Raw genomic sequence first — 24,574 nt, 5'->3', positions numbered from 1 at the left:
CTTGTGTCAAACTGGTTGATAGTCTGGAAATCTTCAGCCATGTGGCCAACCTTGGCGACACCCGCAGCCTGATCATCCATTCCGCCAGCACGACCCACCGCCAGCTGAGCCCCGAACAGCAAGAGGCCGCAGGCGCCGGACCGAACATCGTGCGCCTGTCCATCGGGATCGAGGATGCAGACGACCTGATCGCCGATCTGGATCAGGCGCTGGACAAGGCCGTCGCGTGACCCGATGGAAACCCGCCCGCCCTTGGCGTGGGCGGGTTTCCGCTATACGATAAAGGCAAACGGGCAAAACGCGTTTTGCCGATGAAACCAACATGCTAGATGCGGGCCATGACAATCGACTTCGCGCTTTCGCTCTCGTTTGAAGGGATTGACCTGCTGCATCGCGTGCAGGGGGGCTGGCAATTGGTTGGCAGCGCCGATCTGGATGATCCGGATCTCGGCGCGACGCTTGCACGGCTGCGCGACAAGGCGAACGCCTTGGCCCCGGGCGCAATGCGCTGCAAAATCATCATCCCCCAAGAACAGATCAAATATCTTGCGATCGATAGCACGCAAACTGATGCGGCCGACATCCACGCCGCGCTGGACGGGGCGACGCCCTATGGGCTGAACGACCTTGTCATTGACCATGCGCGTGCAGGCGGACGGACCCAGATCGCCGCCGTTGCCCGCGAAACCTTGATCGAGGCGGAAACCTTTGCGCGCGATCACGGATTCAATCCGGTTTGTTTTGTGGCGGTCCCCGAACCTTTTACCTTCCAGACCGAAGTGTTTTTCGGGCCCACGCGCATGATGCCGGATCTGCTTGGCCCCAATGGCACAGTCGATCGTGATCCACTGCCGGTGCTGGTGGTGGGCACGCGGATCAAATCACGGCTATTGGTGCTGGACCCTGACAAGAATGACGATTCCACCGACCATGACCTTGATTTGACAGGGTTACTGTCGCGTGGCGCAGGGACCGCACCAAAACAAGGTGTGACGGACGCGCCCCTGTCACAGGCCAAAGAGGCGGCAATTGCCGACCTGTTCGCAGCCGCAGACCAGCCAGAGCCGCCCCCTGAAACAACCGCAGCGGTCCGGGTCGATCCCATCGTGGCGGAATATTACCCGACACGGGCAATTCCCACGGCCCATACGCCGCCAGAAGAAATTTCTATGCCGCAGATCGACAGGGTGATTGCCGAATATCATGTCAGGCCTTCAATCAGCCCTCTAATAGTAAATACGCCTCCTGCCGCGCCAACGGCGGACAGACGGACGGTTGCGGTGCCGCCCCGTCGCAGGGCACCAGTTGCGGCCATCGCGCTTGCGGCGGGCGTGTTGCTGGCTATCGGGCTGGTCTGGTCGCAGGATGATCCGCTGCCATCTAACGCAACGTCTGTGCAGGCTGCGGCCACCACCCCGATCGTTCCCACCGACAATGCCACCGTCGCGCCAATGCAAATCGTCACGGCACAGACCCCACCCCCGCCCTCGGCGCTTGCCTTGGCAACCCCCGGCTCTTTTGCGCCGCCGGCCATTTCGTCGCCCCCGCAGATTGGGTCGATCCCCGCCGCTGACAGCACCCTGCCCGACGTGCAGCAGCCCCCTGTTACACAAACCTTGCCAGTCTTGCGTGGCCGGGTGCTCAGCCCTGACGCGGCCGCCAGAATTTACGCAGCAACCGGCGTATGGCAACGGGCGCCTCGCTTTGCGCAGGCACCGCGCGCGGTGTCATCGGGTGATGTAAAGCGCCCTGGCGTCCTTCCGGCCCCAGACCGGATCATCAAGCCCGAAACCGCTGCATTGCCAGTGGATGAAACCGACCTCAGCTTTCTTGCACCTGCGGATCCGCCGCCTGCAGGGGTCGTTTTTCCGATCGACGAAAACGGCTTTATCCGCGCGACGGCCGACGGCACGGTCACACCCGAGGGCGCGATCGTCTTTGCCGGTTTGCCTGACATCCAACTGCGCGAACGGCCCAGGTTATCCGAAGATGCGCTTGCACGCCTGACCGCCCTGCGGCCCGCGCCCGATGGTGTGGTGGTGGTGCCCGGCCCGCCAAGTGTCGCGCCACCTCTGCGACCCGATGATCTGGCAGCGGCACCGGTCAGCCCCGGTGGTGTCGCCCTGTCCAGCCTTGAACCCGATGCCGCCACCGCGAATGACGGTCCACCTTTGACGGCCACGGTGCGGCCGCGCCTGCGCCCCGGTGGCATCATGCCGGTAGCACCCGGGGCGCAGGCGCCGGGCAACCCCGATATCACGGCAGTCATCGCAGGGCTGGAGACGGATGCAACGGCTGCACCCTTTATCGACATGACACCGCGCGCCGTCGGCGTTTCGACACGCCCCGAATTGCGGCCGCGTAATTTCGACCGCGTGGTGGCCAGTGCCCGATCACGCCAACAGGCGCGTCAGCAAGCTGCCGCGCCGCCCGACACGGCAACACCCAGTGACGAGGCACCGATCGAACTGACCTTGCCGCAAACCACCGCCCCCGTTCCCGGCGGCGTGGCCCGTGCCGCAACCGAAGATGGCGTGATCGCCCTGCGCGAAATGAACCTTATCGGCGTCTATGGCCGGTCCAAGGACCGTCGCGCGCTTGTCCGGCTTAGCAACGGGCGTTATGTGCGGGTCGAGGTCGGAAGCACGCTGGATGGCGGACAAGTCACCGCCATTGGCGAAAGCGCGCTGAACTACGTCAAGCGTGGCCGCACCTATGCGCTTGAATTGCCGTCCGGCTAGCCAGCTTTCAACGCACCGCGTGCGATCTGATCGGCCTCGATGCTTTCGAACAGCGCCTTGAAGTTGCCCTCGCCAAAGCCGTCATCGCCCTTGCGCTGGATGAATTCGAAAAAGATCGGACCGATCACCGTCTTGGAGAATATTTGCAGCAGGATGCGGGTTTCACCGCCATCCACCACGCCCTCGCCATCGATCAGTATGCCGTGCTTCATCATCTTTTCCTTCGGCTCTTCGTGGCCCGCGACGCGTTTATAGCTTTGCGCGTAATAGGTCTTTGGGGGCTTGGGCATGAACTTGATCCCCCTGCGCGCGATTTCATCGGTCGCGGCATAGATATCGCGGGCACCGACGGCAATATGCTGAATCCCCTCACCGTTATAACGCTTGAGGTATTCGACGATCTGCCCTGTTTCACCCCGGTCTTCGTTGATCGGGATACGGATACGCCCACAGGGCGAGGTCAGCGCGCGCGACAGCAGGCCCGTGAATTTCCCCTCGATATCGAAAAAACGGATTTCATGAAAGTTGAACAGATCGCCGTAAAACCGGAACCAGGTGTCCATGTTCCCCTTGTGGACGTTATGCGTCAGATGATCGAGATAGTAGAACCCGACACCTGCAGGATGCGCATCGCCGACCCAATTGAATTCCGCGTTGAACGGGTTGGTGTCGTAATACCTGTCGATAAAATAGAGAAGGCTGCCGCCGATCCCGACGATGGCGGGCACATCCAGCGTCTTGCCGGAGTCTGTGTAGGGTGTAGCGCCCCTGCTGACCGCGTGATCAAAGGCGTGCTGCGCATCGACGACGCGCCAGCCCATCGACGGCGCGCAGGGCCCATGTTCCTCCACGAATTGCCGCGCATGGCTGCCGGGTTCATCGTTGATAATGTAGGTGATATCGCCCTGCTGCCAGAGTTCAATTGCCTTGGTCTTGTGGGTTGCAGTGTGGGCGTAACCCATTTTTGCGAACAAATCGCGCAGCGTGTCCGGCTTTGGATGGGCGAACTCGACAAAGGCAAAACCATCAGTGCCAGCGGGATTTTCGGGTGTGATCGTTGCCTTGGGGGCATCATGGGGGAACGGACCCATAGTAATATCTCCTGAATGTCATTTTATGCAATGATACTGCGTATAACCTGCGTATTCTTTTTGTTTCATGATGGCATCTTGGCATTTTTTGCGTATCATGGGCGTATTACTAGGATTTTCCGCGAGAATACCGCATGTCACTTGACCCGACTGATCTGCGATTGTTGGCCGCGCTTCAGCGCGATTCGACGCAAACGGCCCATGACCTGGGGGCTGCCTTGAACATGTCACCATCGCAGGCCGGACGGCGGCGGCAGCGGCTGGAGGCCGAAGGATACATCGCAGGCTATCACGCCCACCTGAACCCGGAAAAGGTGGGTTTGCATGTGCAGGCCTTTATCCGCGTCGTCATGGCGACCCATACGGCCCAGAACGCGCAGGACTTTGTGCGCATGACCCGGACCCGCCCCGAAATCACCGGCGCATGGACCCTGACGGGCGAGGCAGATTATCTGCTGCGCGTCTTTTGTGCCGATCTGTCGGCACTGAACCTGCTGGTGCAACAGGTGCTGCTGCCGCATCCCGCTGTCAGCAGGGTGCAAAGCCAGATCGTTATGGAACGGGTCAAACCCGACGCGCCCTTGCCCCTCTGAATAGGCAAGGTCATGATTTCCCGCGTTGCTTGTCTGTGCAGGGGTTGCGATAGTTCACAAATGGAATCCTTTCTGTTTCAGGCCACAATCTATCTGGGTGCCGCAGTGATCGCGGTGCCCCTTGCGGCGCGACTGGGCCTTGGGTCCGTGCTGGGGTATCTGCTGGCGGGCATCGTCATTGGCCCGCTGACGGGGCTTGTCGGCACCGAGGCACAGGACATCCAGCATTTCGCCGAATTCGGTGTGGTCATGATGCTGTTCCTGATCGGGCTGGAGCTGGAGCCGCGCGCGCTGTGGGATATGCGCGAACGGCTAATCGGGCTTGGCGGATTGCAGATCACGCTGACCACCGTCGCGATCATGGGCGGTGCGATGATGCTGGGCTATGGCTGGACCACGGCGCTGGCCATCGGGTTGACCATCGCGCTGTCCTCCACTGCCATCGTATTGCAGACACTGACGGAAAAGGGGCTGATGCAGACGGGCGGCGGGCGATCCACCTTTTCTGTACTGCTCACTCAGGACATCGCCGTGATCCCGATCCTGGCGCTGTTGCCGTTGCTGGCGGTTCCTGCCGCCGCATCCCTGTTACCCGACGGATCGGTGCAACTGGCCGAGGCCGCCGCCAAAGATGATCACGCCGGCATCAGCCTTGTCGAGGGGTTGCCGGGCTGGGGTGTGACGCTTGTCACGCTTGGCGCGGTTGCTGCGGTCATTCTTGCGGGCATCTTTCTGACCCGTCCGGTATTTCGCTATATCCATCACGCCCACCTGCGCGAAATGTATACCGCGCTGGCCTTGCTGATGGTGGTATCCATAGCAGTTCTTATGGGCATGGTAGGCCTGTCGCCCGCGCTGGGGACATTCCTTGCCGGTGTCGTATTGGCCAACTCTGAATTCCGCCATGAGCTTGAAAGCGACCTTGAACCGTTCAAGGGGCTGCTGCTGGGGTTGTTTTTCATCACTGTCGGGGCGGGGATCAATTTTGAACTGTTGTTCGCTGAACCATTCTACATTCTGGGCCTTGCGGCAGGCGTGATTGTCACCAAGGGGCTGATCCTTTACGGTCTGGCACTGCTGTTCAAGCTGCGGGGCAAGGACCGTTGGTTGTTCACACTTGGACTGGCGCAAGCGGGCGAATTCGGGTTTGTCCTCACATCTTTTTCCACCCAGCAGGGCGTGATGACAAGCACCTTGGGAAACGAGCTTTTGCTGGTGATCGCATTGTCGATGCTGATCACGCCGCTGCTTTTCATCCTTTATGATTTTCTTAGCCAACGCATGACCGATACCGACGAGGAGGTACATGACGATGTCGACGAAACCGGCACGGTCATCATCGCCGGCATTGGCCGCTTTGGGCAGATCGTGAACCGGTTGGTCGAAAGTGCGGGGTTTTCAACCGTGGTGATCGACAGCAACCTGTCTACCGTTCAGATGATGCGGAAATTCGGTTTTCGCGGCTTCTTTGGTGATCCGACCCGGCCGGACCTTCTCAAGGCGGCCGGGCTGGAGGACGCGCGGGTGCTGGTTGTCGCCATTGACGACAAGGCCGCCGCGATCCGTCTGGTAGCCTATGCCCGCCGGGAACGCCCGGATCTGCATATTATCGCGCGTGCACACGACCGCGTGCATGTCTATGAACTGTATGCTGCCGGGGCAAATGACATTGTGCGCGAAATGTTCGACAGCTCGCTGCGCGCGGGCCGCTATGCGCTGGAACGGCTTGGGCTGAGCGAATTTGAAGCCGCCGAAGCGCAGGCAACATTCTATCACCACGACCGGACCGCTTTGCGCGAATTGGCTGACCTGTGGCAGCCCGGCGTGCCGATCCAGAACAATCCCGCTTATGTGGCCCGTGCCAAGCAGTTGAACAACGATCTGGAAACCGCGCTGGCCTCGCGTCAGCCAACGGACGACCACAAGACCAGCAGCAAAAGCGAAAACCTAAGCTAGTAGGCCAGCATATCAGCCGTCGCTGACCCCTGCCTCGGCAAATGTCGCCATACCGGAATGACAGGCAACCGCCCCCTTCAGCACCCCGATCGCCAGCGCAGCCCCCGACCCTTCGCCAAGGCGCAGGCCAAGATCCAGCAGCGGCACCTTGCCCAACGCATCAAGCATCCGCTGGTGCGCGCCTTCCGCACTTAGATGCCCCGCGACGGCATGGTCCAGTGCACCGGCGTGGGCTATTTCCAGCACGGCAGCTGCAGCACAGCAGATGAAACCATCAAGAATGACCGGAATCCGATAGTGGCGCGCCGCGGCAATCGCCCCCGCCATCGCAGCCAGTTCGCGCCCGCCAAGGCAGCGCAACGCCTCCAGGGGATCGGTCGGGGCGTGCAACGCCAGCCCACGTGCGACGGCCTCGATCTTGCGGGCCATCCCGGCATCATCCACCCCTGTGCCGCGGCCGGTCCATGCTGCGGCATCCCCGCCCAGAACGGCGGCGGCAACTGCGGCGGCAGATGTGGTGTTTCCGATACCCATTTCACCCGTCACCAGCAGATCCGCCTGTGGATCAACCGCGTTCCAGCCGGTTTGCAAGGCGGTGATCACCTCTTGTTCCGTCATCGCGGGGCTTTGGGTAAAATCGGCCGTCGGCGTGTCAAGCGCGAGCGCCAAGACATCCATCCGCGCGCCAAACGCCTTACATAGCTGGTTGATCGCCGCACCGCCCTGTTCAAAATTGGCGACCATCTGTACCGTCACCTCTGGCGGGAAGGCAGATACGCCTTGCGCGCAGACCCCGTGATTGCCTGCAAAGATGACCACCTGCGGTGCCGTGATCTGTGGCTGCGCCGTGCCGCGCCAGCCCGCATACCAGATTGCCAGATCCTCTAACCGGCCAAGCGCGCCGGGGGGCTTGGTCAGCTGCCCGTTGCGATCATGGGCGGCGCGTTGTGCGTCGGCATCGGTGGCAGGCGCTTGGCCCAGAATGTCGCGAAAGGCGGAAAGGGTGTCAAACGGCGCTTGCATCAGGTCCTCGTTGCATCAAGTCTGCGACCTGTCTAACGATCAGACCGGGGATGAAAAGGGCCACAAGGGGCATCCGTTTGGAAAAACGCGACACCATGTTGATAGATGCGCAGGATCTGCCTGCGGCACTGGGCCTGCTGACCCGGCTGCCCGTTCTGCTGCAACCTGACCGCGCCATGGCGCGCGGCGCGGCAGCAGCCTGGGCCTATCCGGTAGCGGGTATCGTGATCGGGGTGGTCGTGGCAGCTTCGATTTCACTGCTTCTATCGCTGGGGCTGCCCGGCGGGATTGTCGCCGCATTGGCGCTGACGGTCAGCATCGTGCTGACGGGGGCCATGCACGAAGACGGGCTGGCCGATACCGCAGACGGGCTGTGGGGCGGATGGGACCGCGCGCGCAGGCTGGCCATCATGAAGGACAGCCACATCGGCACTTACGGCGTATTGGCGCTCGGGCTGACGCTGTTGCTCCGCTGGCTGGCGCTGACGGCACTTGTCGCGACTGGCAGCTATTGGGCGGCACTGATCGGGGCCGCCGCACTTAGCCGGGGGGGCATGGTTGTGCTGATGGGGATGATGCCGAATGCGCGCGATGGCGGGCTTAGCCATCATGTCGGCCGGCCTGCCGCACCAACGGTCTGGCTGGCTGTGGTCCTCGCGGGTCTGACCGGCCTGATTTGCTTGGGATTTTCCGCGATATTGCTGGCCGGTCTGGCAGTGATCGCTTGCGGGCTGATCGCAAGGGCCAAGATCGGCGGACAGACCGGCGACATCCTTGGTGCGACACAGCAGATTTCTGAAATTTGCGTTCTGTTATATGTGGTTGCCGCGCTGGGTTAATCTGCCAGCGGCGCGCAGCGCAGGGCCGTTGTAAAACTGTCACGGTCCACATGCGCACCTATGTCGCGACTGCGCAGCACACCGTCGCGCAGTGTCGTCGCCATCACTCGCGTCCAATCCGCACTGGCGGTAAGAATCTCCGGCCCCTGCCCGCAATCGCGTATGCCACTGCCTGTATCGGTTTCACCGATGCGATGGTTGGTCAGCCCCGGCAGCTGCGCCACGGGCGACAGCGCACCATCTGCAAAACGCCAAACAGTAAGCGTTTTAGCTAAGTGGGGACGATCGATGTAAGCCAACTCAATCGCGCCGTCACCGTCCAGATCGGTCGCCCCAATCGGCGCGAGCCAGCGATTGACGCGGCCAATATGCGGCGTTTCTGCGATCTTGCCCCGGGGGCCATAAACCGCCAGCGCCGCACCCGCGCGCATGTCGGTTTCAACAACGATAATCTCGGGTGCGCCGTCGCCGGTCACATCAACCAAACGTGGTGCCCAGTCTTCGAAGACATGGGTTTCAGGCAGGGTGATGGCATACTGTCGGCCATCAGCGACGAACCGCAACGCCCCCCACTCTGCCGCGTCACCCAGAACACCGTGGCCATACCGGGACGTAGGCGTATCAAACCAGGCATCCGTTATGGGTTGCGCCCCGGCCAATGCGGGCCAAAGGACCAGCGCCAGGGCGCAACCCCGCATCAGATTTGCTTGGCTGGCATCTGGACGCGCAGACCGTCCAGTTCGTCTGTCACCTTCAACTGGCAGGTCAAGCGCGACTTTACCGGATCTGGTTCATACGCAAAATCAAGCATGTCCGCTTCCATGGCGTCCTTGGCTGGCAGTTTTTCCACCCATGTATCATCGACATAGACATGACACGTCGAACAGGCACAGGCCCCGCCGCAATCCGCCTCGATCCCCGGAATACCATTGTCGCGCGCACCTTCCATGACGGTCAGCCCATTTGGGACGTCAACGACGTGTTCCTTGCCGCCATGTTCAACGTAGGTGATTTTGGCCATATTTCGTATTTCCTTACGCCTGTATTTTCGCTCTCTGGGTATTTAGTGCAGGGTAGCGCGCTCTGCCAGTCTAATTTCGAAATGCCTGCACGTCGCATGGGGCGACTCATGATGTTTCGCGTGGCAAAGGCCGAATATGTTGGCGCTACCAAATGTGCGACTTTTCACACATCTGCCAAAGAAGCTGGCACCGACGCGTTTTTTATATATTTTATGTCAACGTCTTATGCCGCAATCGCCAATGCACCTTGTTCTTGCAGGCTCAGCCATGTTTGCTTTGTGTGCGCGTTCGGGAAACCGGGCGCTATCGAAACATCATAGGGAGGAGACATCATGAATGTCCTGAAGGCCGCCGTCGCGGCGAGTTTTGTGCTGGCAGCCCCGGCTGCGCAAGCCGAAGAGGCAAGCTATATTCTGGCGACCGCATCAACAGGAGGGACCTATTATCCGGTCGGTGTCGCACTGTCGACGCTGGTCAAGGTCAAGCTGGAACCGTCCGAGAGCATCGGAATGTCGGCAATCAGTTCTGCCGGGTCGGGTGAAAACGTCCGCCTGATCCGCGAAGGCGAGGCGCAATTCGCCATTTTGCAGGGCCTTTACGGCTATTACGCCGCCACCGGTACCGGCCCGCTGGAACAGTCCGGTCCGCAGGAACATCTGCGCTCGGTCAGCATGCTGTGGCAGAACGTGGAACAGTTCGTGATCGCCTCTGACGCTGTCAACACCGGCACGATGTCTGATCTGGTTGCCCTAAAGGGCGAGGCGATGGCGTTCGGTGCGCAGAACTCTGGCACGATCGGGTCCAACGCGGCGCTGCTGGCCGGTCTGGGTGTTGATATCTATGAAGACTATGAACTGGTCTTTGGCGGTTATGGTCCGGCTGCCGACGCGCTGCAAAACGGCCAGGTCAAGGGCATCAGCACCCCTGCCGGTGTGCCAACCGGTGCGATCAGCCAGTTGATGGCCTCTGCCGGTGACAGCGTCACCATGCTGTCCTTTACCGAGGAAGAGCGTGTCGCCGCTGACAATGGTCGCGAATTGTGGACACCCTACCTGATCCCGGCGGGCACCTATCCCAACCAGGCCGAGGATGTGAACACCGTGGCGCAGCCGAACTTTCTGGCGACCCACGCAGACTTGACCGAGGAAAACGTCTATCTGATCACCAAGGCGATTTATGAAAACCTGCCCTTCTTGCAGGCTATTCACCCTGCCACCAAGGTAATGGCAATCGAGCAGGCCATCGCCGGGCTGCCCGTGCCACTGCACCCGGGTGCAGCACGCTATTATCAGGAAGTCGGGGTTGATATCCCTGCCCGCCTGATCGCCAACTAAGCACTTCTGCGGCCCGCCCATCCCGCGCGGGCCGCACATCTTTCAGAGGATTTCCCCCATGTCCGAAGAACGCCCGTCCGAGGGGCTTGTCCAGCGCGCATTCACCGGTTTGCCCGATGTCGCCCTGACGATCCTGTGTCTGCTTATCGCCGTGGGTCACATTTATGTGGCGTTCGACCCGATCATTTCAGAATTCCAGCGGAATGCTTACCATTTCGCGGGCTTTGCCTTTCTGGCTGCCCTGCTGCATCCGCTGATCCGGGGGCGCACCCGCAGCCGCGCGATGCTGGCCTTTGATCTGACCTTGGGTGTCATCGTCGCTGCCGCCGCCATATACATGCCTGCCGCCGAAAACGCGATTTACGACCGCGGCGTCAAACTGGCCCCGCTTGATTGGGCCGCAACCATCGCCTGTGTGATCGGTGCGATTGAATTGACCCGCCGCCTGACCGGCTGGGTCATACCGGGGCTGATCATCATCGCGCTGTCATACATTGGTTTTTGGGGGCAATTTATTGGCGGGGTGTTCAGTTTTCCGGGGCTCAGTTGGGAAACCATCGCGTTTCGGTCGATCTATGGCGATGACGCGATGTTTGGCACAATTGCGCGGATTTCTTCGACCTATGTGTTCTTGTTCATCATCTTCGGCGCATTCCTGCTGCGCTCTGGTGCGGGTGATTTCGTGATCAACCTCGCCCGCGCCGTCGCGGGCCGCATGGTGGGGGGGCCGGGGATTGTCGCGGTGATCGCGTCGGGGCTGACTGGCACAATATCGGGCTCTGCCGTGGCCAATACCGCATCGACAGGGGTGATCACCATTCCGCTGATGAAAAAAGCAGGTTTCCCCGCGAAATTCGCCGGCGGGGTCGAGGCCGCCTCATCCACCGGTGGCCAGTTGATGCCCCCGATCATGGGCGCGGGTGCCTTCGTGATGGCCAGCTTTACCCAGATCCCTTATGAAACCATCGTCGCGGTCGCCGCACTGCCGGCGCTGCTGTATTTCCTGTCGGTCACGTTTTTCGTCCGGATCGAGGCGCGCCGTCTAGGCCTGCCACCAATGGAAAGTGACGGCGAAACCCTGCGGTCGGCCTTTGTCAAAGGGGGGGCAAGTTTTGTGTTTCCCATCGCAGGGCTGATCGGAATGCTGGTGGCGGGGTTCACCCCCGCCTATGCCGCCGTGTTCGGTATTCTGGCTGTTGTCGGGTCAAGCTGGCTGACGACAAATCCCATGGGGCCCAAGGCCGTGGTCGAGGCGCTGGTGATGGGCACCAAAGGCATGATCATGACAGCCGTGCTGTTGTGCGCGGTCGGGTTGGTGGTGAACGTCATCGCCACGGCCGGGATCGGGAATACGTTCAGCCTGATGATTGCCCAATGGGCGGGTGGAAACCTTTTTGTCGCTATCATTCTGGTCGCTTTGGCCAGTCTTGTGCTTGGCATGGGCCTGCCGGTCACTGCGGCCTATATCGTGCTGGCAACGCTGTCTGCCCCTGCGCTGGCCGGCATGATCGCAGACCGTTTCGTGATCGACGCGCTGGCCAGCGGCACCCTGCCCGATGCGGCCAATGCGATCTTGATGTTCGGCCTGCCTGACCCATCGGTATTGGCTGGCCCCCTGACCACGACCGAGGCGGGGTCCATCATCAAGGGTCTGCCGCTCGAGGTCGCGGCCCCCCTGCGGGACATGGTCGTCCCGGCCGAGGTGATGATGGGCGCGGTCCTGTCGGCGCATATGATCATCTTTTGGCTGTCCCAGGACAGCAACGTCACACCACCCGTTGCACTTGCTGCCTTCACCGCTGCCGCGATTGCCAAGGCGCCAGCCATGGCGACAGGGTTTGCCAGCTGGAAACTGGCCAAGGGGCTGTATATCGTGCCGCTGATGATTGCCTATACCCCGTTTCTGTCGGGGGATTGGGGGGTCATGCTGTTGATCTTCGGTTTTGGGGTCGTGGGTATTTACGCGCTGGCCTCGGCCATGCAGGGCTGCATGGAACGGCCGGTGGGGCCGATCGTGCGGATTGCTCTTGGGATAGCGGGGTTGGCCTGCCTTTGGCCCGGCGCATTTCTGTTGCATATTGGGGGCGCTGTTGTCGTTGTCGCGTTGTTGGTGTGGAACCTACAACAATCCCCGGTCAGGCAGGCCGACGTCACTTGATCACATAAAAAAAGGCGGCTCGCAGGCCGCCTTTTTTGTCTTGTCCGGGTGCTTCAGTCTTGCAGCACAAGTGCCACAAACCGTGGATCACCGCCGCGCCGCACCAGCAGAAGGATGGATTTGCGGCCCGCCTCGCTTGCTGCGGTGATCTGATTTTCCAGATCAGAGACGGACGTGACAGCCTGCTGGCCTGCCTCGGTGATGACATCTCCTTGTAGCAACCCCTTAGAGGCCGCTTCGCTGTCGGGGTTGATTGCCGTGATGACCAATCCCTCTTCGATTGTCAGCGAAAACTGCTCGGCCAGTTCCGGCGTGATCTCTGACAGGGTCAGACCCAGCACTTCGGCCTCTGCGGGATCTTCGGGCTGTTCGCTGGAGGCTGGGAAAGCAACCGCCTCGGACGTTTCGCGGCGGCCCAGCACCACGGTCAGTTCCGCAATACGACCTTCGCGCAAAACCTCGACCGGAACAGATTTTCCAACAGGCGAGTTGCCGACGATCCGGACCAGTTCGCGGGTGTCCTCGATCGCGACACCGTCAAAGTTCACGATCACGTCGCCCGACACCATTCCTGCATCTTCTGCCGGACCTTCGGGCACATCGGTAACCAATGCGCCACGCGCCATATCAAGCCCCTCGATGGCATCCACCATGTCGGGCGTCACATCCTGAATACGCACACCCAGCCAGCCACGGCGGGTTTCGCCAAACTCTTTCAACTGATCGACCACATTGGTCACAACAGCAGACGACATGGCAAAGCCGATGCCGATAGAACCGCCATTGGGCGACAGAATTGCCGTGTTCACGCCAATGACCTGCCCGTCCATATTGAACAATGGCCCACCAGAGTTGCCGCGGTTGATCGCCGCATCTGTCTGGATGTAGTCGTCATATGTCCCCGAAAGCGCACGGTTGCGGGCCGAAACAATCCCGGCGGACACAGAAAACCCCTGCCCCAGCGGATTGCCCATCGCCATGACCCAATCGCCGACGCGGGCGCCGGATGCATTGCTGTCCCCGAATTCCACGAAAGGCAGGTTTTCGGCGTCAACCTTTAGCACAGCAATATCGGTATTGGGATCGGTGCCAATCAACTCGGCCGGCAGTTCCTCTCCCGAAAAGAATTCGATCAGGATTTCGTCGGCGCCTTCGATGACGTGATTATTGGTGACGATGAACCCATCAGCCGAAATCACGAAACCCGAACCCAGCGCAGAGGACCTGCGTGCCCCACCATTGGGACCGCCACGATCAAGATCGTTGAAAAAATCTTCAACCGGGGATCCCTCGGGCACCAACCCCTGCGGGCCGGTCCGACCTGCGATTGTGGTGCTGGTTGTGATGTTCACGACCGAGGGGCTGACCAGCTCCGCCAGGTCCGCGAATGTATTCGGGCGGCTTTGCGCGCTCGACGCGGTGGCCTGCGCCAACACCAGGGCCAACGCCAGTGCAAGCGCGGCGAATAGCGTCGTCAGCAAACGACGGGCCTGTCGCTGATCTTTTTTGATTGCGATTGCCGTTGATTTCACGAGCAGTCTCCTTGTGGGTTGGTTGGCCCATGACGCACATGGGTAAATTGTATTATTGATCTTTTATATAGTGCAGAGAAAATACAACACAAACCCAGTCACCAGCCTGTGAAGAACGGGGCGCCCCCTGAAACAAGAAAGGGCCAGCACGACGGCTGGCCCTTTGATCTGTTTTTCAGGTCAATCTATTGCGCCGCACGTGCGCCCTGATCGGACTTGAGATAATTGAAGAACTCGCTTTCCGGCGACATCACCATCATCGTGTTGCCCGATTGCAGCGACCTCTCATAAGCCGCCATCGAACGATAGAACTCAAAGAATTCCGGGTCTGCCCCAAAGGCGCTGGCAAAGATTTCGTTGCGGAGCGCATCGGCCTCACCGCGAATGATCTGGGCTTCACGTTCCGCGTCAGACACTAGTTCGATTACCGTCCGGTCTGCGCCGGCCTCGATCCGTTGTGCAGCCTCGCGACCGCGGGCGATTTCGTCGGCAGCTTCGCGTTCACGTTCCGCCTTCATCCGCTCGTAGGTGGCGTTGAGGTTGGATTCCGGCAGGTCGGTCCGCTTCAGGCGCACATCAAGCACTTGCAACCCAAGCGCCTGCGCCTGCGTGATCGCGCCATTACGAATCCGCAGCATCAGTGCAGCACGGTCCGTTGACAAGATATCATTGGAACTGACCGAACCCAGAACTTCGCGGGTGCCGGCCCGCAGGATGCTGTCCAACCGTTGCGCTGCGGCCGCCAGCCCGCCGGCACCAACGGCACGGCGGAACTGTTCGACATCGGCAATCCGGTAACGCGCAAAGGCATCGACGACAAGACGCCGATCATCCGCTGGCGTCACCTCGATCGGGTCCAGATCACGGCTCAGGATACGGTCGTCATAGCGAACGACCTCCTGGATCAGCGGTATCTTGAAGCCCAAACCAGGCTCTTCCTTGACCTTTACGATCTGTCCGAACTGCAGCACCAGCACTTTTTCGCGCTCGTCCACGATAAAGACAGACGACGCGGCCACCACAAGTGCCACAACGACGGCGGGGATAAGAAAAGCAGTTTTCCGCATTAGTTTGTGCCTCCGGTTTCGGTGGGCGTGCGCCGCATTTCATTCAGCGGCAGATAGGGCACCACGCCTTGGCTGCCAGCAGCGTTTTCATCCATCAGGATGATATCGATACCGCCCAGCACACCTTCCATTGTTTCCAGATAGAGACGCTTGCGCGTCACATCCGGCGCTTTCTGATATTCGGTCAAGACAGCACTGAACCGGCTTGCCTCACCGCGGGCTTCGTTGACCACGCGGGCGCGGTAACCTTCGGCCTCTTCCAGGATTTGGGCAGAACTACCGCGTGCTTCCGCAACGACGCGGTTTGCATAGGCGTCAGCCACGTTCTGGACACGGTCACGTTCCTGACGCGCATCCTGCACCCGACGGAACGATGCGATGACCGGCTCTGGCGGGTCGGCTTTGTCAAAGTTGATACGGATAATGTTCACACCAGAATCGTAGCTGTCCAGAGACAGTTGAATATCCTCGCGCAAGCGGTCCGCAATCGCACCCCGGTCACGGTTCAGAATTGGCGCAAGTTCAGACTGAGAGATAATTTCACGCATGGCAGATTCGGAAACGGCCCCGATTGTCTGTGGTGGATCGGACAGGCTGAACAAGTAAAGTTGCGGATCAATGATATTCCAGACAACCTGAAATTCGATATCCACGATGTTTTCATCACCCGTCAGCATCAGACCGCCCTCTGATCGCGACCGGTTGGTGCCGACCTCGATCGTGCGTTCCGTCGAAACTGCAAGAATTTCACGGGTGACAAGCGGCCATGGGGCAAAGTTAAGGCCCGGTTCGCCCGTTTGGCTATAGCTGCCCAGGAAAAGCTCGACAGAGCGTTCTTCGGGACGGACCGTATAAAATGACGCAAAAAGCCAGAGCGCAATCAGGCCAAGAATACCAACGCCGACAGTCCCCCGAGTCAGTTGCGGACCTCCGCCGCCACCTTCGCCACCGGGGCCGTTTGACCCGCCACGGCCACCGCCGCCCATCAAGACGCGGAGCTGTTCGCGCCCCTTGTTCACAAGCTCGTCGATTTCAGGGATGCCGGGGCCTTCGTTGCCGGGCTTGCGCCCACCGCGGTTGCGGTCGTCGTCGCCACCAGATCCGTTATTGCCGCCGCCCCCCCAGGGGCCTCCAGTATTTCCTGCCATCGTGCTGTTTTACTTCCCTTGTCGCTGACCCATTCCGTATCGGGTCGTTCCTTGGTGACATGTGTGGCCTTTGCCCGCAATATCAAGCGGTGCGCACCGGTTCCTTCATTGTAACGAGTTCTTCGGCCACGGTCGGATGCACTGCGACGGTGCGGTCGAAATCCTCTTTTGTTGCACCCATCTTGACGGCAATCCCAGCCAGCTGGATCATTTCGCCCGCGTGATCTGCGACGATATGACAACCCAGCACCTTGCGGGTCGCCTTGGACACGACAAGTTTCATCATGACACGGTCGCTGCGTCCGGCAAAGGCGTGGTTCATCGGCTTGAAGGAACTGCAGTAGATCTCGACCGGTTCGACCTCGCGGGCGTCTTCCTCGCTCAGCCCGATTGTGCCGAACTCAGGCTGCGTAAAGACTGCCGACGGGATCAGGTCGTGATCCACAGGCGTCGGGTTGCCCTTGAACACAGTCTCAACAAAGGCCATGCCTTCGCGGATTGCGACGGGCGTCAACTGCACGCGGTTGGTCACATCACCGATGGCATAGACCGACGGCACCTTGGTCTGGCTGTATTCATCGACCACGATCTCACCCCGGCGGCCGACCTCTACACCGGCCTGTTCCAGCCCCATCCCGTCGGTATTTGCCGCACGTCCGGTGGCGAACATCACCTGATCGAACACCCGTTCTATGCCATTGCTGGCCTTGACCCATATTCCACTGCCAGATCCGCCACTGGCGACCGTCGCAGGCTTGCCACCTTCCATCGGGGTGCCCATCGCATCGGACATATCCGCATCGGTGGCGGCGCGCATTTCAACGATATTCGTGCCAAGGTGCAAATCGACCCCTTTTTCGCGCATCCCTTCGGCAATCAGGCCGCGGGCCTCGCCGTCAAAGCCGCGCAGGATCTGTGCACCGCGATAGAATTGCGTGACCTTCACGCCCAGCCCGTTCAGGATGCCTGCAAATTCCGACGCGATATAACCGCCCCCGATAATCAGGATAGATCTGGGCATGTCATCAAGGTTGAAAATATCGTTAGAGGTGATCCCCAGTTCTGCGCCCGAAATGTCCGGCATGACAGGCCGGCCACCGGTCGCGACCAGAATGTGTTTCGCGCTCACCTCGCGCCCATCGTTCAGCACTACCGTATGTGGGTCCTTCAACGCGGCGCGGGCATCGAAAATCGCAACACCGGACCCGTCCAGCAACTTGCGGTAAATCCCTTCCAGCCGGTCAAGTTCCTTGTGCAGGTGACCGCGGAATTTCGGCCAGTCGAACGACCCCTCGGTCACATCCCAGCCATAAGCGCGGGCATCGTCGAACATTTCCGAATAACCCGACGCAAAAACCATCAGCTTTTTTGGCACGCAGCCCCGGATCACACAGGTGCCGCCCATGCGGTATTCTTCGGCCAGCGCCACCTTGGCCCCTGTGGCTGCAGCGACACGCGCCGCACGCACCCCGCCCGAGCCGCCGCCAATAACGAAAAGGTCGTAATCAAATGCCATGTCGCGGCTCCGTTCAGTCGGGTATCCGATCAGTGTTCAATCTGCCAGATCAAAGAAAATATTGTCGTCGTCGCGCACGTCAAAGCGCACTTCGTCCGTGGTGTCGTTGGTGATGTCCGTCACCTCCACGCGACCGTCCCCATAACCCACGATCACCACGTCGCAAATGTCGATGAACAATCCGTTTTCAACGACACCGGGGATCTGGTTCAGGATCAGGCTAAGCTGGCGCGGATTGCCGATGCGTTTCAGATGCAGATCGAAAATAAAGTTTCCCTCGTCGCTGATGAACGGCTTGTCGCCTGCCATCCGCTGCGTGATATCACGGCCCAGCACATCCATGCCGATCAGCGTTTCCGCGATCAACCCTTCGGTGGTTTTCGCGCCAAAAGGTATTACCTCCACCGGCAGCGGGAACGCCCCCAGTGTGGCCACCTTTTTACTGGCGTCCGCGATCACGATCATCCTGTCGCTGGCGGTCGCGACGATCTTTTCCTGCAAATGGGCACCGCCGCCGCCTTTGATCAGGCACAGATCGGCGTCATATTCGTCGGTGCCGTCAATCGTCACATCCAGCCATTTTGCCTCGTCCAGAGTGATCACTTCAATGCCGACATCGCGGGCCAGTTTCGCCGTCCGACTGGAGGTTGGCACCCCCTTTATCTGCAAGCCTTCCTCGCGGACCATCTCGCCTAGGCATTGCACCAGCCAGGCCGCCGTCGACCCGGTGCCAAGACCGACCTTCATACCGGATTTGACGTATTCCGTCGCTTGCTTTGCGGCGATGAATTTCGCCTTGTCGATAGGGGACAATTCACTGGTCATGGGCATACTCCAACATAGAATATCGACCTTATAACAATATCCGCCGCAGGTGCGAGACCTCAAATGCGGCCCCGCAAGCCACACAAGCGCGTTTTTCAAAACAATGGTCGTATTTGGGCGTATTGTCTGCTGCCGTTACGCTAACTTGCGCGCATGACTGCGCCCCTGATCCTGCATTACGCCCCCGACAATGCCTCGCTTTGTGTGCGGCTGGCACTGGAGGAAATGCGCCTGCCGTATCGCGCGGTGCTGGTGGACCGGGCCAAAGGCGCGCAGCGCTTGCCCGCGTATCTGGCGCTGAACCCAAACGGGCTGATCCCGGTGTTGGAAACGCCGCAGGGACCGCTGTTTGAAACCGGTGCGATTTTGCTGTGGCTGGCCGATACCCAAGGCGCGCTGATGCCTGCACCACATGATCCTGCGCGCGCCCATGCGCTGCAATGGCTGATCTGGCTGTCAAATACGCTGCATCCGGCGCAGCGGATGCTGTTTTATCCCGACCAATATACAAGCGGCGATACCGGGGCGCTGCGCGCCACCACGCGCCAACGCCTGATCACGCAGTTTGATTTGCTGGAAAACGCACGCTACGCCAATTGGCTGGATGCGGTTACGCCGACGGCACAGGCCTGCTATCTGGCACCGCTGCTACGCTGGCCTGCACTTTACGGCGGGCCAACAGACTGGTTCGATCTGGCACGCTGGCCGCGTTTGTCCCACTTTGCCCGCCGATTCGAGGCACGCCCCGCAGCCCGGCGCGCCGCCCTTGCCGAAGGGCTCGGCCGTACGCCGTTTTCCGCACCCACCCCCTGCAATCCTTCTGAAGGAAGTGCCATCTGATGTTCCTGTCCGTTTTCGATATGTTCAAGATCGGGGTCGGCCCGTCATCGTCGCACACAATCGGACCGATGGTCGCCGCCGCACGGTTTCTGGACCATCTGCGCGCGCAACCCTTTGGCGTGGCAGGCGTACGCGCGTCGCTGCACGGCAGCCTTGCCTTTACCGGCGTCGGCCACGCGACCGACCGGGCCGTGATCCTGGGGTTGGCCGGAATGCGCGCCGATGATTATGATGCGGCCCGAGCAGAGACGGAACTGGCCCGGATCAATGCCGAACATACGATCACGCCCCACGGCCTTGGCACCCTGCGGTTTCACCCCAGCGAAGACGTGCAATTCGATTATGGCCCGGCCCTGCCCGGCCATGCCAACGGCCTGATCCTGCGGGGCGTTGACAGCCAGGGCGACGTGATCACGCAAGTGACCTATTATTCCATCGGTGGCGGTTTTGTCCTGACCGAGGCCGAGCTGGCCGCAGGAAAGGATACCGATACAGGCCCACCGGTGCCTTTTCCGTTCAAATCCGCCGACCAGATGATGGAAATGGCCGCGACATCGGGCAAGAGCATTGCCGACATGAAGCGCGCCAATGAACTGTCGCGCATGCCCCATGCCGACCTGGACCGCGGGCTGTCCCGCATCTGGGAGGTGATGAATGCCTGCATCGACCGTGGGCTGGTCACCGATGGGATCCTGCCCGGCGGCTTGCAGGTGCGCAGGCGCGCCAAGGGGATATATGACGCGCTGTTGGCCGAACGCGGCATGAACCTGACCGCGCCGCATACGATCAACGACTGGATGTCGACCTATGCCATGGCCGTAAACGAGGAAAACGCCGCAGGTGGGCAGGTCGTCACTGCGCCGACAAACGGGGCGGCGGGCGTCGTGCCCGCGACAATCCGCTATTGGCTTGACCATGTGCCGGGGGCCACTGCATCGCGGGTGCCCGAATTCTTGCTGACGGCAGCGGCGGTTGGCGGCCTGATCAAGTTCAACGCATCGATTTCCGGCGCTGAATGCGGTTGTCAGGCCGAGGTCGGCAGTGCTGCGGCGATGGCCGCCGCAGGGTTTGCCGCCGTATTGGGCGGCACGCCCGAGCAGGTTGAAAACGCCGCTGAAATCGCGCTGGAGCATCACCTTGGCATGACTTGCGATCCGGTCAAGGGACTGGTGCAGGTGCCGTGTATCGAACGCAACGGGCTGGGCGCGATCAAGGCGGTGTCAGCGGCATCGCTGGCATTGCGCGGAGACGGTAAGCATCTTGTGTCACTTGACGTGGCAGTGGAAACCATGCGGCAGACCGGCGCGGATATGTCGGAAAAGTACAAGGAAACCGCGCTTGGCGGGTTGGCCGTAAATGTGCCGAATTGCTGAACGGCGTGCGCGGATGAGTGCGAATAACCTTCATGCCTTAGCCCGGCGATTTCCGGGCAGGTTGAAAGAGGCGCGAAAACACCCTTTGCCAATTGTGGAATCGGCGGCCAAAGTGACGCCATGACAGTTGATCGCCCCTTTGTCGGTATCCTGCTGATGCTGGCCTTTTGCGTGCTGGCGCCACTCGGCGACGGCATGGCGAAATTCCTGATTGGCACCGCTTCTCTCGGCGTGCTGATGCTGGTGCGTTTCGGCGCGCAGGCGCTGATCCTTGTGCCGATGGTTTTCCTCGGTGGCGGCGATCTGCGCCTGCCGCCCGGCCTGCTGGGCTGGACAGTGTTGCGCACCGCGCTGCACGGGATCGGCATTGCCATGATGTTCAGTGCACTGCGTTTTCTGCCCCTTGCGGATGCGCTCGCGATCATCTTTGTGCTGCCCTTCATCATGCTGATCCTTGGGCATTTTTTCATGGGCGAAGAGGTTGGCCTGCATCGCACCGTTGCCTGTGCCGTCGGGTTTATCGGCACGCTGCTGGTGATCCAGCCGAATTTTGCCCAAGTCGGCGCGCCAGCGCTGTTACCGCTGGGTGTGGCGGTCATGTTTGCATTTTTCATGATGGTCACGCGGCGGGTGGCGCGGCTGATGGACCCGATCAAGTTGCAGGCGGTCAGCGGGGTGCAGGCGACATTGCTGCTTGGCCCGCTTTTGCTGATCTGGCCAGAGGCGCGCGGCAGCCTTGGGTTTTTGTCGGATGTCAGCGTCTTGTGGCTGCTGGCTGCGCTGGGGATCGTCGGCACATTGGGGCATTTATGCATGACATGGAGCCTGCGTCTGGCGCCCGCATCCACCGTCGCACCGATGCAATACCTTGAAATCCCATTTGGCACGGCGATCGGCTGGCTGATCTTTTCCGATCTGCCCAACGGACTGGCCGCTGTCGGTATCTGCATCACCGTCGCGGCGGGGCTTTACGTGATCATCCGGGAACGACGGCTTTCAAAGCCTGCGCCAAATGTGCCCGCGGCAGTGTGACCAACAAAGGGCCATCGGCTGAAATCGTCACCTGTTCTTCGGACACAGCGTTTGACGCACTGGTCATTCCCGCAGGATGCATCTGTGCCCGGTCCAAGGGCCAGCGCAACCCGGTCGCGGTGACGACCGTATCGGCCAATGGCATCAGCGAAATCCGTGTGCGATGGGGCAATATCAGCGAAACCGGCACCTGGGGGACGACGAAACTGGCATCGCTGCCATCCAACAGAACGACAGGGCGGGTCCTGTGCCGGGCCAGAACATTCAGCACGGCCAGCGCATGATCCATCCGCCCGCCGGTAAACCCCAGCGCGAGAACGCATGATGCGCCAATGCGCGTCAGTGCCTTTTCAAAGTCCGTGGTTTCCTGTTCGGCAATATGATATGTTCGATCATGAAAAGCCGCGCGCGCCCGATCAGTAATGCTATCCAGATCACCGATGACCGCCGCAGGCGTCAGCCCCGCAGCCAAAAGATGATCCGCACCACCATCGGCTGCCACGATATCGGTAACGAGAGGCAAAAGCGCTGTAATCTCAGCCGGTTCAATTTTCGCACCGCCAATCAGGCCAATGGCGCCAACACTGGAAACAATGTGATCATTTGACACGAAATTGCCCCCGTTTCACAAACATTCCTTAAAACGGTCACAAAATGATCCCGAATGGAACGTCTTGCTGTGTTCGATTTCATACCAATCTAATCTTACCCAGTAGCAGCCGACAACAGTGGAAAGCACAGATATCATGAGCGACAGCAACAAAATTCTGGATGTGAGCTATGGCACCTTTTCCTGCCGGCTAGAAGGGTTCGACGACTCTGTCGAGACGATGAAAACAGTGGTCACGTTCTTTCACGAACTGGCAGGTCATGACCGTTTCATGGATATGGCCCCGCAAGCCCCCGACCTTGCAACACTGGCCGAACTGACAGCCCGACAGACCGGCACCCCGGTCGATGTGAAAGCCGAAACCGAAACGCACCCCCTGCATTTGCGGGCCCAGCAGCCCGACACCGAAGTTGTCGCGCAAGATGAAGAGCGCCCCAGTCTGCGGGTTGCACGGGATACCGCGCCAGAAGAGGCCGCCACAGAGACCAATGCCGGCGATACCCTTGCCTGGGAAGAAGAAGACATCGCAGTAGACGCCCCCGCACTCCGGAATGACGCAGAGCCACAGGCCGAAACCGACTATGCCGAGGTTGCGCAGGACGACACCCCTGCCCCCATTGTCGAGGCGGCCCCCGCGCCGGTCACTCCTGCGGCAGTTGACACGACCGAAAGCGTTGCAGCAAAGCTTCAGCGGATCCGCGCTGTTGTGGGGCGTTCCGCCGCCACTGAAACAAGCGATACTTATGCCGAGGATCTGACTGAGCAGACCGCGCCGCAGGATGCGCCAGCAGGCGCCAATCCCCTGACCCAGCGGCTTGCCGAACTGGCCAAGCGGAATGCAGCAGCGGCCGCCGAAGAAACTGACACGGTTACAGCGCCCGTTGATGAAGTCACGACCGAGGCCGAAGAAAACCTTGGCGATGCGCCGTTTTCGGACGCGGAGCCCGTGGCAAAGGAGCCCGCGGAAACGCCGGCCGAAGATGACATCCTGCCCGCGCTTGCCGAATCAGAGCAGGCCGCAGAACCACAGGAAGTTCCCGTGGAAAGCGTTTCTGACGATGATCAGCCAAGCGGCAAGAAGGGTGAAGACGACTTTGACCTTGCCGGGGAAGTGGCCGAAATCGAACGCACGATTGCAATGCGTCGCGAAAACCATTCCAAACGGCAGGGGCTGCCGGGCAATGTTGACGCGGCCATCAGCCGCATCCTGTCGCAGGCCGACCAACGCCTGAACGAACCCGAGGGGCGCCGCCAGCGTGATGCGTTCGCCCAGTTGAAGGCCGCCGTCGCCGCAACCGAGGCTGCGCGGCAGTTGGGTGACCCCGGTGCCGATGCCCGCGACCCCGGAGAGGCGTTCCGCGAAGATCTTGACGCTCATGAAGCGGAAGATACCGAAGCCGCAACCGACGCACCGGCCGATCGCGCACCCTTGCGCCTTGTGCCCGCCCAGCGCGTGGATGAAACGACGGAACAATCCGACCGGACAAGCGACCGCTTGCGCAAGATCGCTTCACAAAAGGACACCCCAGAGGCTCAGAGTGGCGGTTTCGCTGAATTCGCAGCCAAGCAAGGGGCGAGCGAACTGGCAGAACTTCTCGAAGCTGCCGCCGCCTATATCGAATTTGTCGAAGGCGATGATGATTTTTCACGGCCACAAGTAATGAAAAAGGTGCAATTGGCGTCCAGCGACGAAATCAGCCGCGAAGATGGGCTACGGTCCTTTGGACGCTTGTTACGCCAGAGCAAGATCATCAAACTGAACAACGGGCGTTTTCAGGTGTCCAAAGACACCCGGTTCCGGCCTGACGACAAGATCGCTCAAGGCTGATCAGCACGAAACGATCAAAGACAAGCGGCCGAATATCGCGGCTGCT

The 24,574-nt window shown here is 60.4% G+C and carries 21 protein-coding genes; 11 read left to right on the top strand and 10 right to left on the bottom strand.

Annotation, left to right across the window (positions count from 1 at the left end; translation table 11 throughout):
- Positions 1–230, top strand: a 230-nt coding sequence (locus ACTG4B_RS07570) for a PLP-dependent transferase (protein WP_439155086.1), incomplete at its 5' end; no start/stop codon positions are given.
- A gap of 108 nt (positions 231–338) precedes the next feature.
- A complete protein-coding gene (locus ACTG4B_RS07565; protein WP_439155085.1) occupies positions 339–2,741 on the top strand; it encodes a hypothetical protein in 2,403 nt (800 codons plus the stop codon).
- Here the strand turns inward: ACTG4B_RS07565 and hppD are convergent.
- Complete coding sequence (gene hppD, locus ACTG4B_RS07560) at positions 2,738–3,832, bottom strand: 4-hydroxyphenylpyruvate dioxygenase (RefSeq protein WP_439155084.1); 1,095 nt, start codon at positions 3,830–3,832, stop codon at positions 2,738–2,740. The two genes, ACTG4B_RS07565 and hppD, sit on opposite strands and share 4 nt — an antisense overlap.
- Before the next feature lie 134 nt (positions 3,833–3,966).
- Here hppD and ACTG4B_RS07555 point away from each other — a divergent pair, with 134 nt between their 5' ends.
- Together ACTG4B_RS07555 and ACTG4B_RS07550 are read left to right on the top strand one after the other, a co-directional pair.
- The gene (locus ACTG4B_RS07555) at positions 3,967–4,425 is read left to right on the top strand and encodes an Lrp/AsnC family transcriptional regulator (protein ID WP_439155083.1); all 459 of its coding nucleotides are present in this window, start codon (positions 3,967–3,969) and stop codon (positions 4,423–4,425) included.
- A 60-nt stretch (positions 4,426–4,485) separates the two neighbouring features.
- The gene (locus tag ACTG4B_RS07550; RefSeq protein WP_439155082.1) at positions 4,486–6,381 is read left to right on the top strand and encodes a cation:proton antiporter domain-containing protein; all 1,896 of its coding nucleotides are present in this window, start codon (positions 4,486–4,488) and stop codon (positions 6,379–6,381) included.
- Between the two features lie 12 nt (positions 6,382–6,393).
- Here the strand turns inward: ACTG4B_RS07550 and cobT are convergent, their stop codons facing one another.
- On the bottom strand, positions 6,394–7,404 hold the full coding sequence (gene cobT, locus ACTG4B_RS07545; protein WP_439155081.1) for a nicotinate-nucleotide--dimethylbenzimidazole phosphoribosyltransferase: 1,011 nt from the start codon (positions 7,402–7,404) through the stop codon (positions 6,394–6,396).
- 77 nt (positions 7,405–7,481) lie between these two features.
- On the opposite strand from cobT, the gene cobS reads away from it, so the two are divergent.
- Complete coding sequence (cobS, locus tag ACTG4B_RS07540) at positions 7,482–8,243, top strand: adenosylcobinamide-GDP ribazoletransferase (protein WP_439155080.1); 762 nt, start codon at positions 7,482–7,484, stop codon at positions 8,241–8,243.
- On the opposite strand, the gene ACTG4B_RS07535 is transcribed toward cobS, so the two are convergent.
- Together ACTG4B_RS07535 and ACTG4B_RS07530 are read right to left on the bottom strand one after the other, a co-directional pair.
- A complete protein-coding gene (locus tag ACTG4B_RS07535; RefSeq protein WP_439155079.1) occupies positions 8,240–8,941 on the bottom strand; it encodes an FG-GAP repeat domain-containing protein in 702 nt (233 codons plus the stop codon). The genes cobS and ACTG4B_RS07535 overlap by 4 nt on opposite strands.
- Positions 8,941–9,264, bottom strand: coding sequence for a 2Fe-2S iron-sulfur cluster-binding protein (locus tag ACTG4B_RS07530; protein ID WP_439155078.1), 324 nt, complete (start codon positions 9,262–9,264; stop codon positions 8,941–8,943). The genes ACTG4B_RS07535 and ACTG4B_RS07530 overlap by 1 nt, the downstream gene beginning before the upstream one ends.
- A 333-nt stretch (positions 9,265–9,597) precedes the next feature.
- On the opposite strand from ACTG4B_RS07530, the gene ACTG4B_RS07525 reads away from it, so the two are divergent.
- The gene (locus tag ACTG4B_RS07525) at positions 9,598–10,599 is read left to right on the top strand and encodes a TAXI family TRAP transporter solute-binding subunit (protein WP_439155077.1); all 1,002 of its coding nucleotides are present in this window, start codon (positions 9,598–9,600) and stop codon (positions 10,597–10,599) included.
- A gap of 58 nt (positions 10,600–10,657) precedes the next feature.
- Positions 10,658–12,757 carry a TRAP transporter permease gene (locus ACTG4B_RS07520; RefSeq protein ID WP_439155076.1) on the top strand — a complete coding sequence of 700 codons (2,100 nt, stop codon included), beginning with the start codon at positions 10,658–10,660 and terminating at the stop codon, positions 12,755–12,757.
- Positions 12,758–12,810: 53 nt separating this feature from the next.
- Here ACTG4B_RS07520 and ACTG4B_RS07515 read toward each other — a convergent pair whose 3' ends face one another.
- The 5 genes from ACTG4B_RS07515 to rpiA form a co-directional block, all read right to left on the bottom strand.
- Entirely contained in the window at positions 12,811–14,289 is a 1,479-nt protein-coding gene (locus tag ACTG4B_RS07515; RefSeq protein ID WP_439155075.1) for a Do family serine endopeptidase, read from the bottom strand.
- Positions 14,290–14,474: 185 nt separating this feature from the next.
- Complete coding sequence (hflC, locus tag ACTG4B_RS07510; protein ID WP_439155074.1) at positions 14,475–15,356, bottom strand: protease modulator HflC; 882 nt, start codon at positions 15,354–15,356, stop codon at positions 14,475–14,477.
- Complete coding sequence (gene hflK, locus ACTG4B_RS07505; RefSeq protein ID WP_439155073.1) at positions 15,356–16,504, bottom strand: FtsH protease activity modulator HflK; 1,149 nt, start codon at positions 16,502–16,504, stop codon at positions 15,356–15,358. Before hflK ends, hflC begins: the two co-directional genes overlap by 1 nt.
- An 82-nt stretch (positions 16,505–16,586) precedes the next feature.
- Positions 16,587–18,020, bottom strand: a complete 1,434-nt coding sequence (gene gorA / locus ACTG4B_RS07500; RefSeq protein ID WP_439155072.1) for a glutathione-disulfide reductase — start codon at positions 18,018–18,020, stop codon at positions 16,587–16,589.
- A gap of 36 nt (positions 18,021–18,056) precedes the next feature.
- Positions 18,057–18,845 carry a ribose-5-phosphate isomerase RpiA gene (rpiA, locus tag ACTG4B_RS07495; protein ID WP_439155071.1) on the bottom strand — a complete coding sequence of 263 codons (789 nt, stop codon included), beginning with the start codon at positions 18,843–18,845 and terminating at the stop codon, positions 18,057–18,059.
- 153 nt (positions 18,846–18,998) lie between these two features.
- Here rpiA and ACTG4B_RS07490 point away from each other — a divergent pair, with 153 nt between their 5' ends.
- The 3 genes from ACTG4B_RS07490 (at position 18,999) to ACTG4B_RS07480 (ending at position 22,090) form a co-directional block, all read left to right on the top strand.
- Positions 18,999–19,685, top strand: a complete 687-nt coding sequence (locus ACTG4B_RS07490; protein WP_439155070.1) for a glutathione S-transferase family protein — start codon at positions 18,999–19,001, stop codon at positions 19,683–19,685.
- Positions 19,685–21,058: an L-serine ammonia-lyase gene (locus tag ACTG4B_RS07485; RefSeq protein WP_439155069.1), complete on the top strand. Its 1,374-nt coding sequence runs from the start codon at positions 19,685–19,687 to the stop codon at positions 21,056–21,058. Before ACTG4B_RS07490 ends, ACTG4B_RS07485 begins: the two co-directional genes overlap by 1 nt.
- A gap of 120 nt (positions 21,059–21,178) precedes the next feature.
- Positions 21,179–22,090: a DMT family transporter gene (locus ACTG4B_RS07480; RefSeq protein ID WP_439155068.1), complete on the top strand. Its 912-nt coding sequence runs from the start codon at positions 21,179–21,181 to the stop codon at positions 22,088–22,090.
- Here ACTG4B_RS07480 and ACTG4B_RS07475 read toward each other — a convergent pair.
- The gene (locus ACTG4B_RS07475; RefSeq protein ID WP_439155067.1) at positions 22,035–22,700 is read right to left on the bottom strand and encodes a thiamine diphosphokinase; all 666 of its coding nucleotides are present in this window, start codon (positions 22,698–22,700) and stop codon (positions 22,035–22,037) included. The genes ACTG4B_RS07480 and ACTG4B_RS07475 overlap by 56 nt on opposite strands.
- Before the next feature lie 136 nt (positions 22,701–22,836).
- Here ACTG4B_RS07475 and ACTG4B_RS07470 point away from each other — a divergent pair, with 136 nt between their 5' ends.
- Positions 22,837–24,528 (top strand): hypothetical protein, encoded by a 1,692-nt coding sequence (locus ACTG4B_RS07470; protein ID WP_439155066.1) that lies wholly within the window; start codon positions 22,837–22,839, stop codon positions 24,526–24,528.
- The last annotated feature ends 46 nt before the right edge of the window (positions 24,529–24,574 follow it).

It is taken from the genome of Yoonia sp. (assembly GCF_965660735.1).
GTDB lineage: Bacteria > Pseudomonadota > Alphaproteobacteria > Rhodobacterales > Rhodobacteraceae > Yoonia.
This window is presented reverse-complemented; position numbering and strand designations above follow the sequence as displayed.

Coding starts and splice junctions, on each gene's coding strand:
- ACTG4B_RS07480 (WP_439155068.1), top strand. CDS start 21,179: ATGACAGTTGATCGCCCCTTTGTCGGTATCCTGCTGATGCTGGCCTTT.
- ACTG4B_RS07555 (WP_439155083.1), top strand. CDS start 3,967: ATGTCACTTGACCCGACTGATCTGCGATTGTTGGCCGCGCTTCAGCGC.
- ACTG4B_RS07550 (WP_439155082.1), top strand. CDS start 4,486: ATGGAATCCTTTCTGTTTCAGGCCACAATCTATCTGGGTGCCGCAGTG.
- ACTG4B_RS07520 (WP_439155076.1), top strand. CDS start 10,658: ATGTCCGAAGAACGCCCGTCCGAGGGGCTTGTCCAGCGCGCATTCACC.
- hflC (WP_439155074.1), bottom strand. CDS start 15,356: ATGCGGAAAACTGCTTTTCTTATCCCCGCCGTCGTTGTGGCACTTGTG.
- gorA (WP_439155072.1), bottom strand. CDS start 18,020: ATGGCATTTGATTACGACCTTTTCGTTATTGGCGGCGGCTCGGGCGGG.
- hppD (WP_439155084.1), bottom strand. CDS start 3,832: ATGGGTCCGTTCCCCCATGATGCCCCCAAGGCAACGATCACACCCGAA.
- ACTG4B_RS07470 (WP_439155066.1), top strand. CDS start 22,837: ATGAGCGACAGCAACAAAATTCTGGATGTGAGCTATGGCACCTTTTCC.
- hflK (WP_439155073.1), bottom strand. CDS start 16,504: ATGGCAGGAAATACTGGAGGCCCCTGGGGGGGCGGCGGCAATAACGGA.
- rpiA (WP_439155071.1), bottom strand. CDS start 18,845: ATGACCAGTGAATTGTCCCCTATCGACAAGGCGAAATTCATCGCCGCA.
- cobT (WP_439155081.1), bottom strand. CDS start 7,404: ATGCAAGCGCCGTTTGACACCCTTTCCGCCTTTCGCGACATTCTGGGC.
- ACTG4B_RS07525 (WP_439155077.1), top strand. CDS start 9,598: ATGAATGTCCTGAAGGCCGCCGTCGCGGCGAGTTTTGTGCTGGCAGCC.
- ACTG4B_RS07485 (WP_439155069.1), top strand. CDS start 19,685: ATGTTCCTGTCCGTTTTCGATATGTTCAAGATCGGGGTCGGCCCGTCA.
- ACTG4B_RS07530 (WP_439155078.1), bottom strand. CDS start 9,264: ATGGCCAAAATCACCTACGTTGAACATGGCGGCAAGGAACACGTCGTT.
- ACTG4B_RS07490 (WP_439155070.1), top strand. CDS start 18,999: ATGACTGCGCCCCTGATCCTGCATTACGCCCCCGACAATGCCTCGCTT.
- ACTG4B_RS07535 (WP_439155079.1), bottom strand. CDS start 8,941: ATGCGGGGTTGCGCCCTGGCGCTGGTCCTTTGGCCCGCATTGGCCGGG.
- ACTG4B_RS07565 (WP_439155085.1), top strand. CDS start 339: ATGACAATCGACTTCGCGCTTTCGCTCTCGTTTGAAGGGATTGACCTG.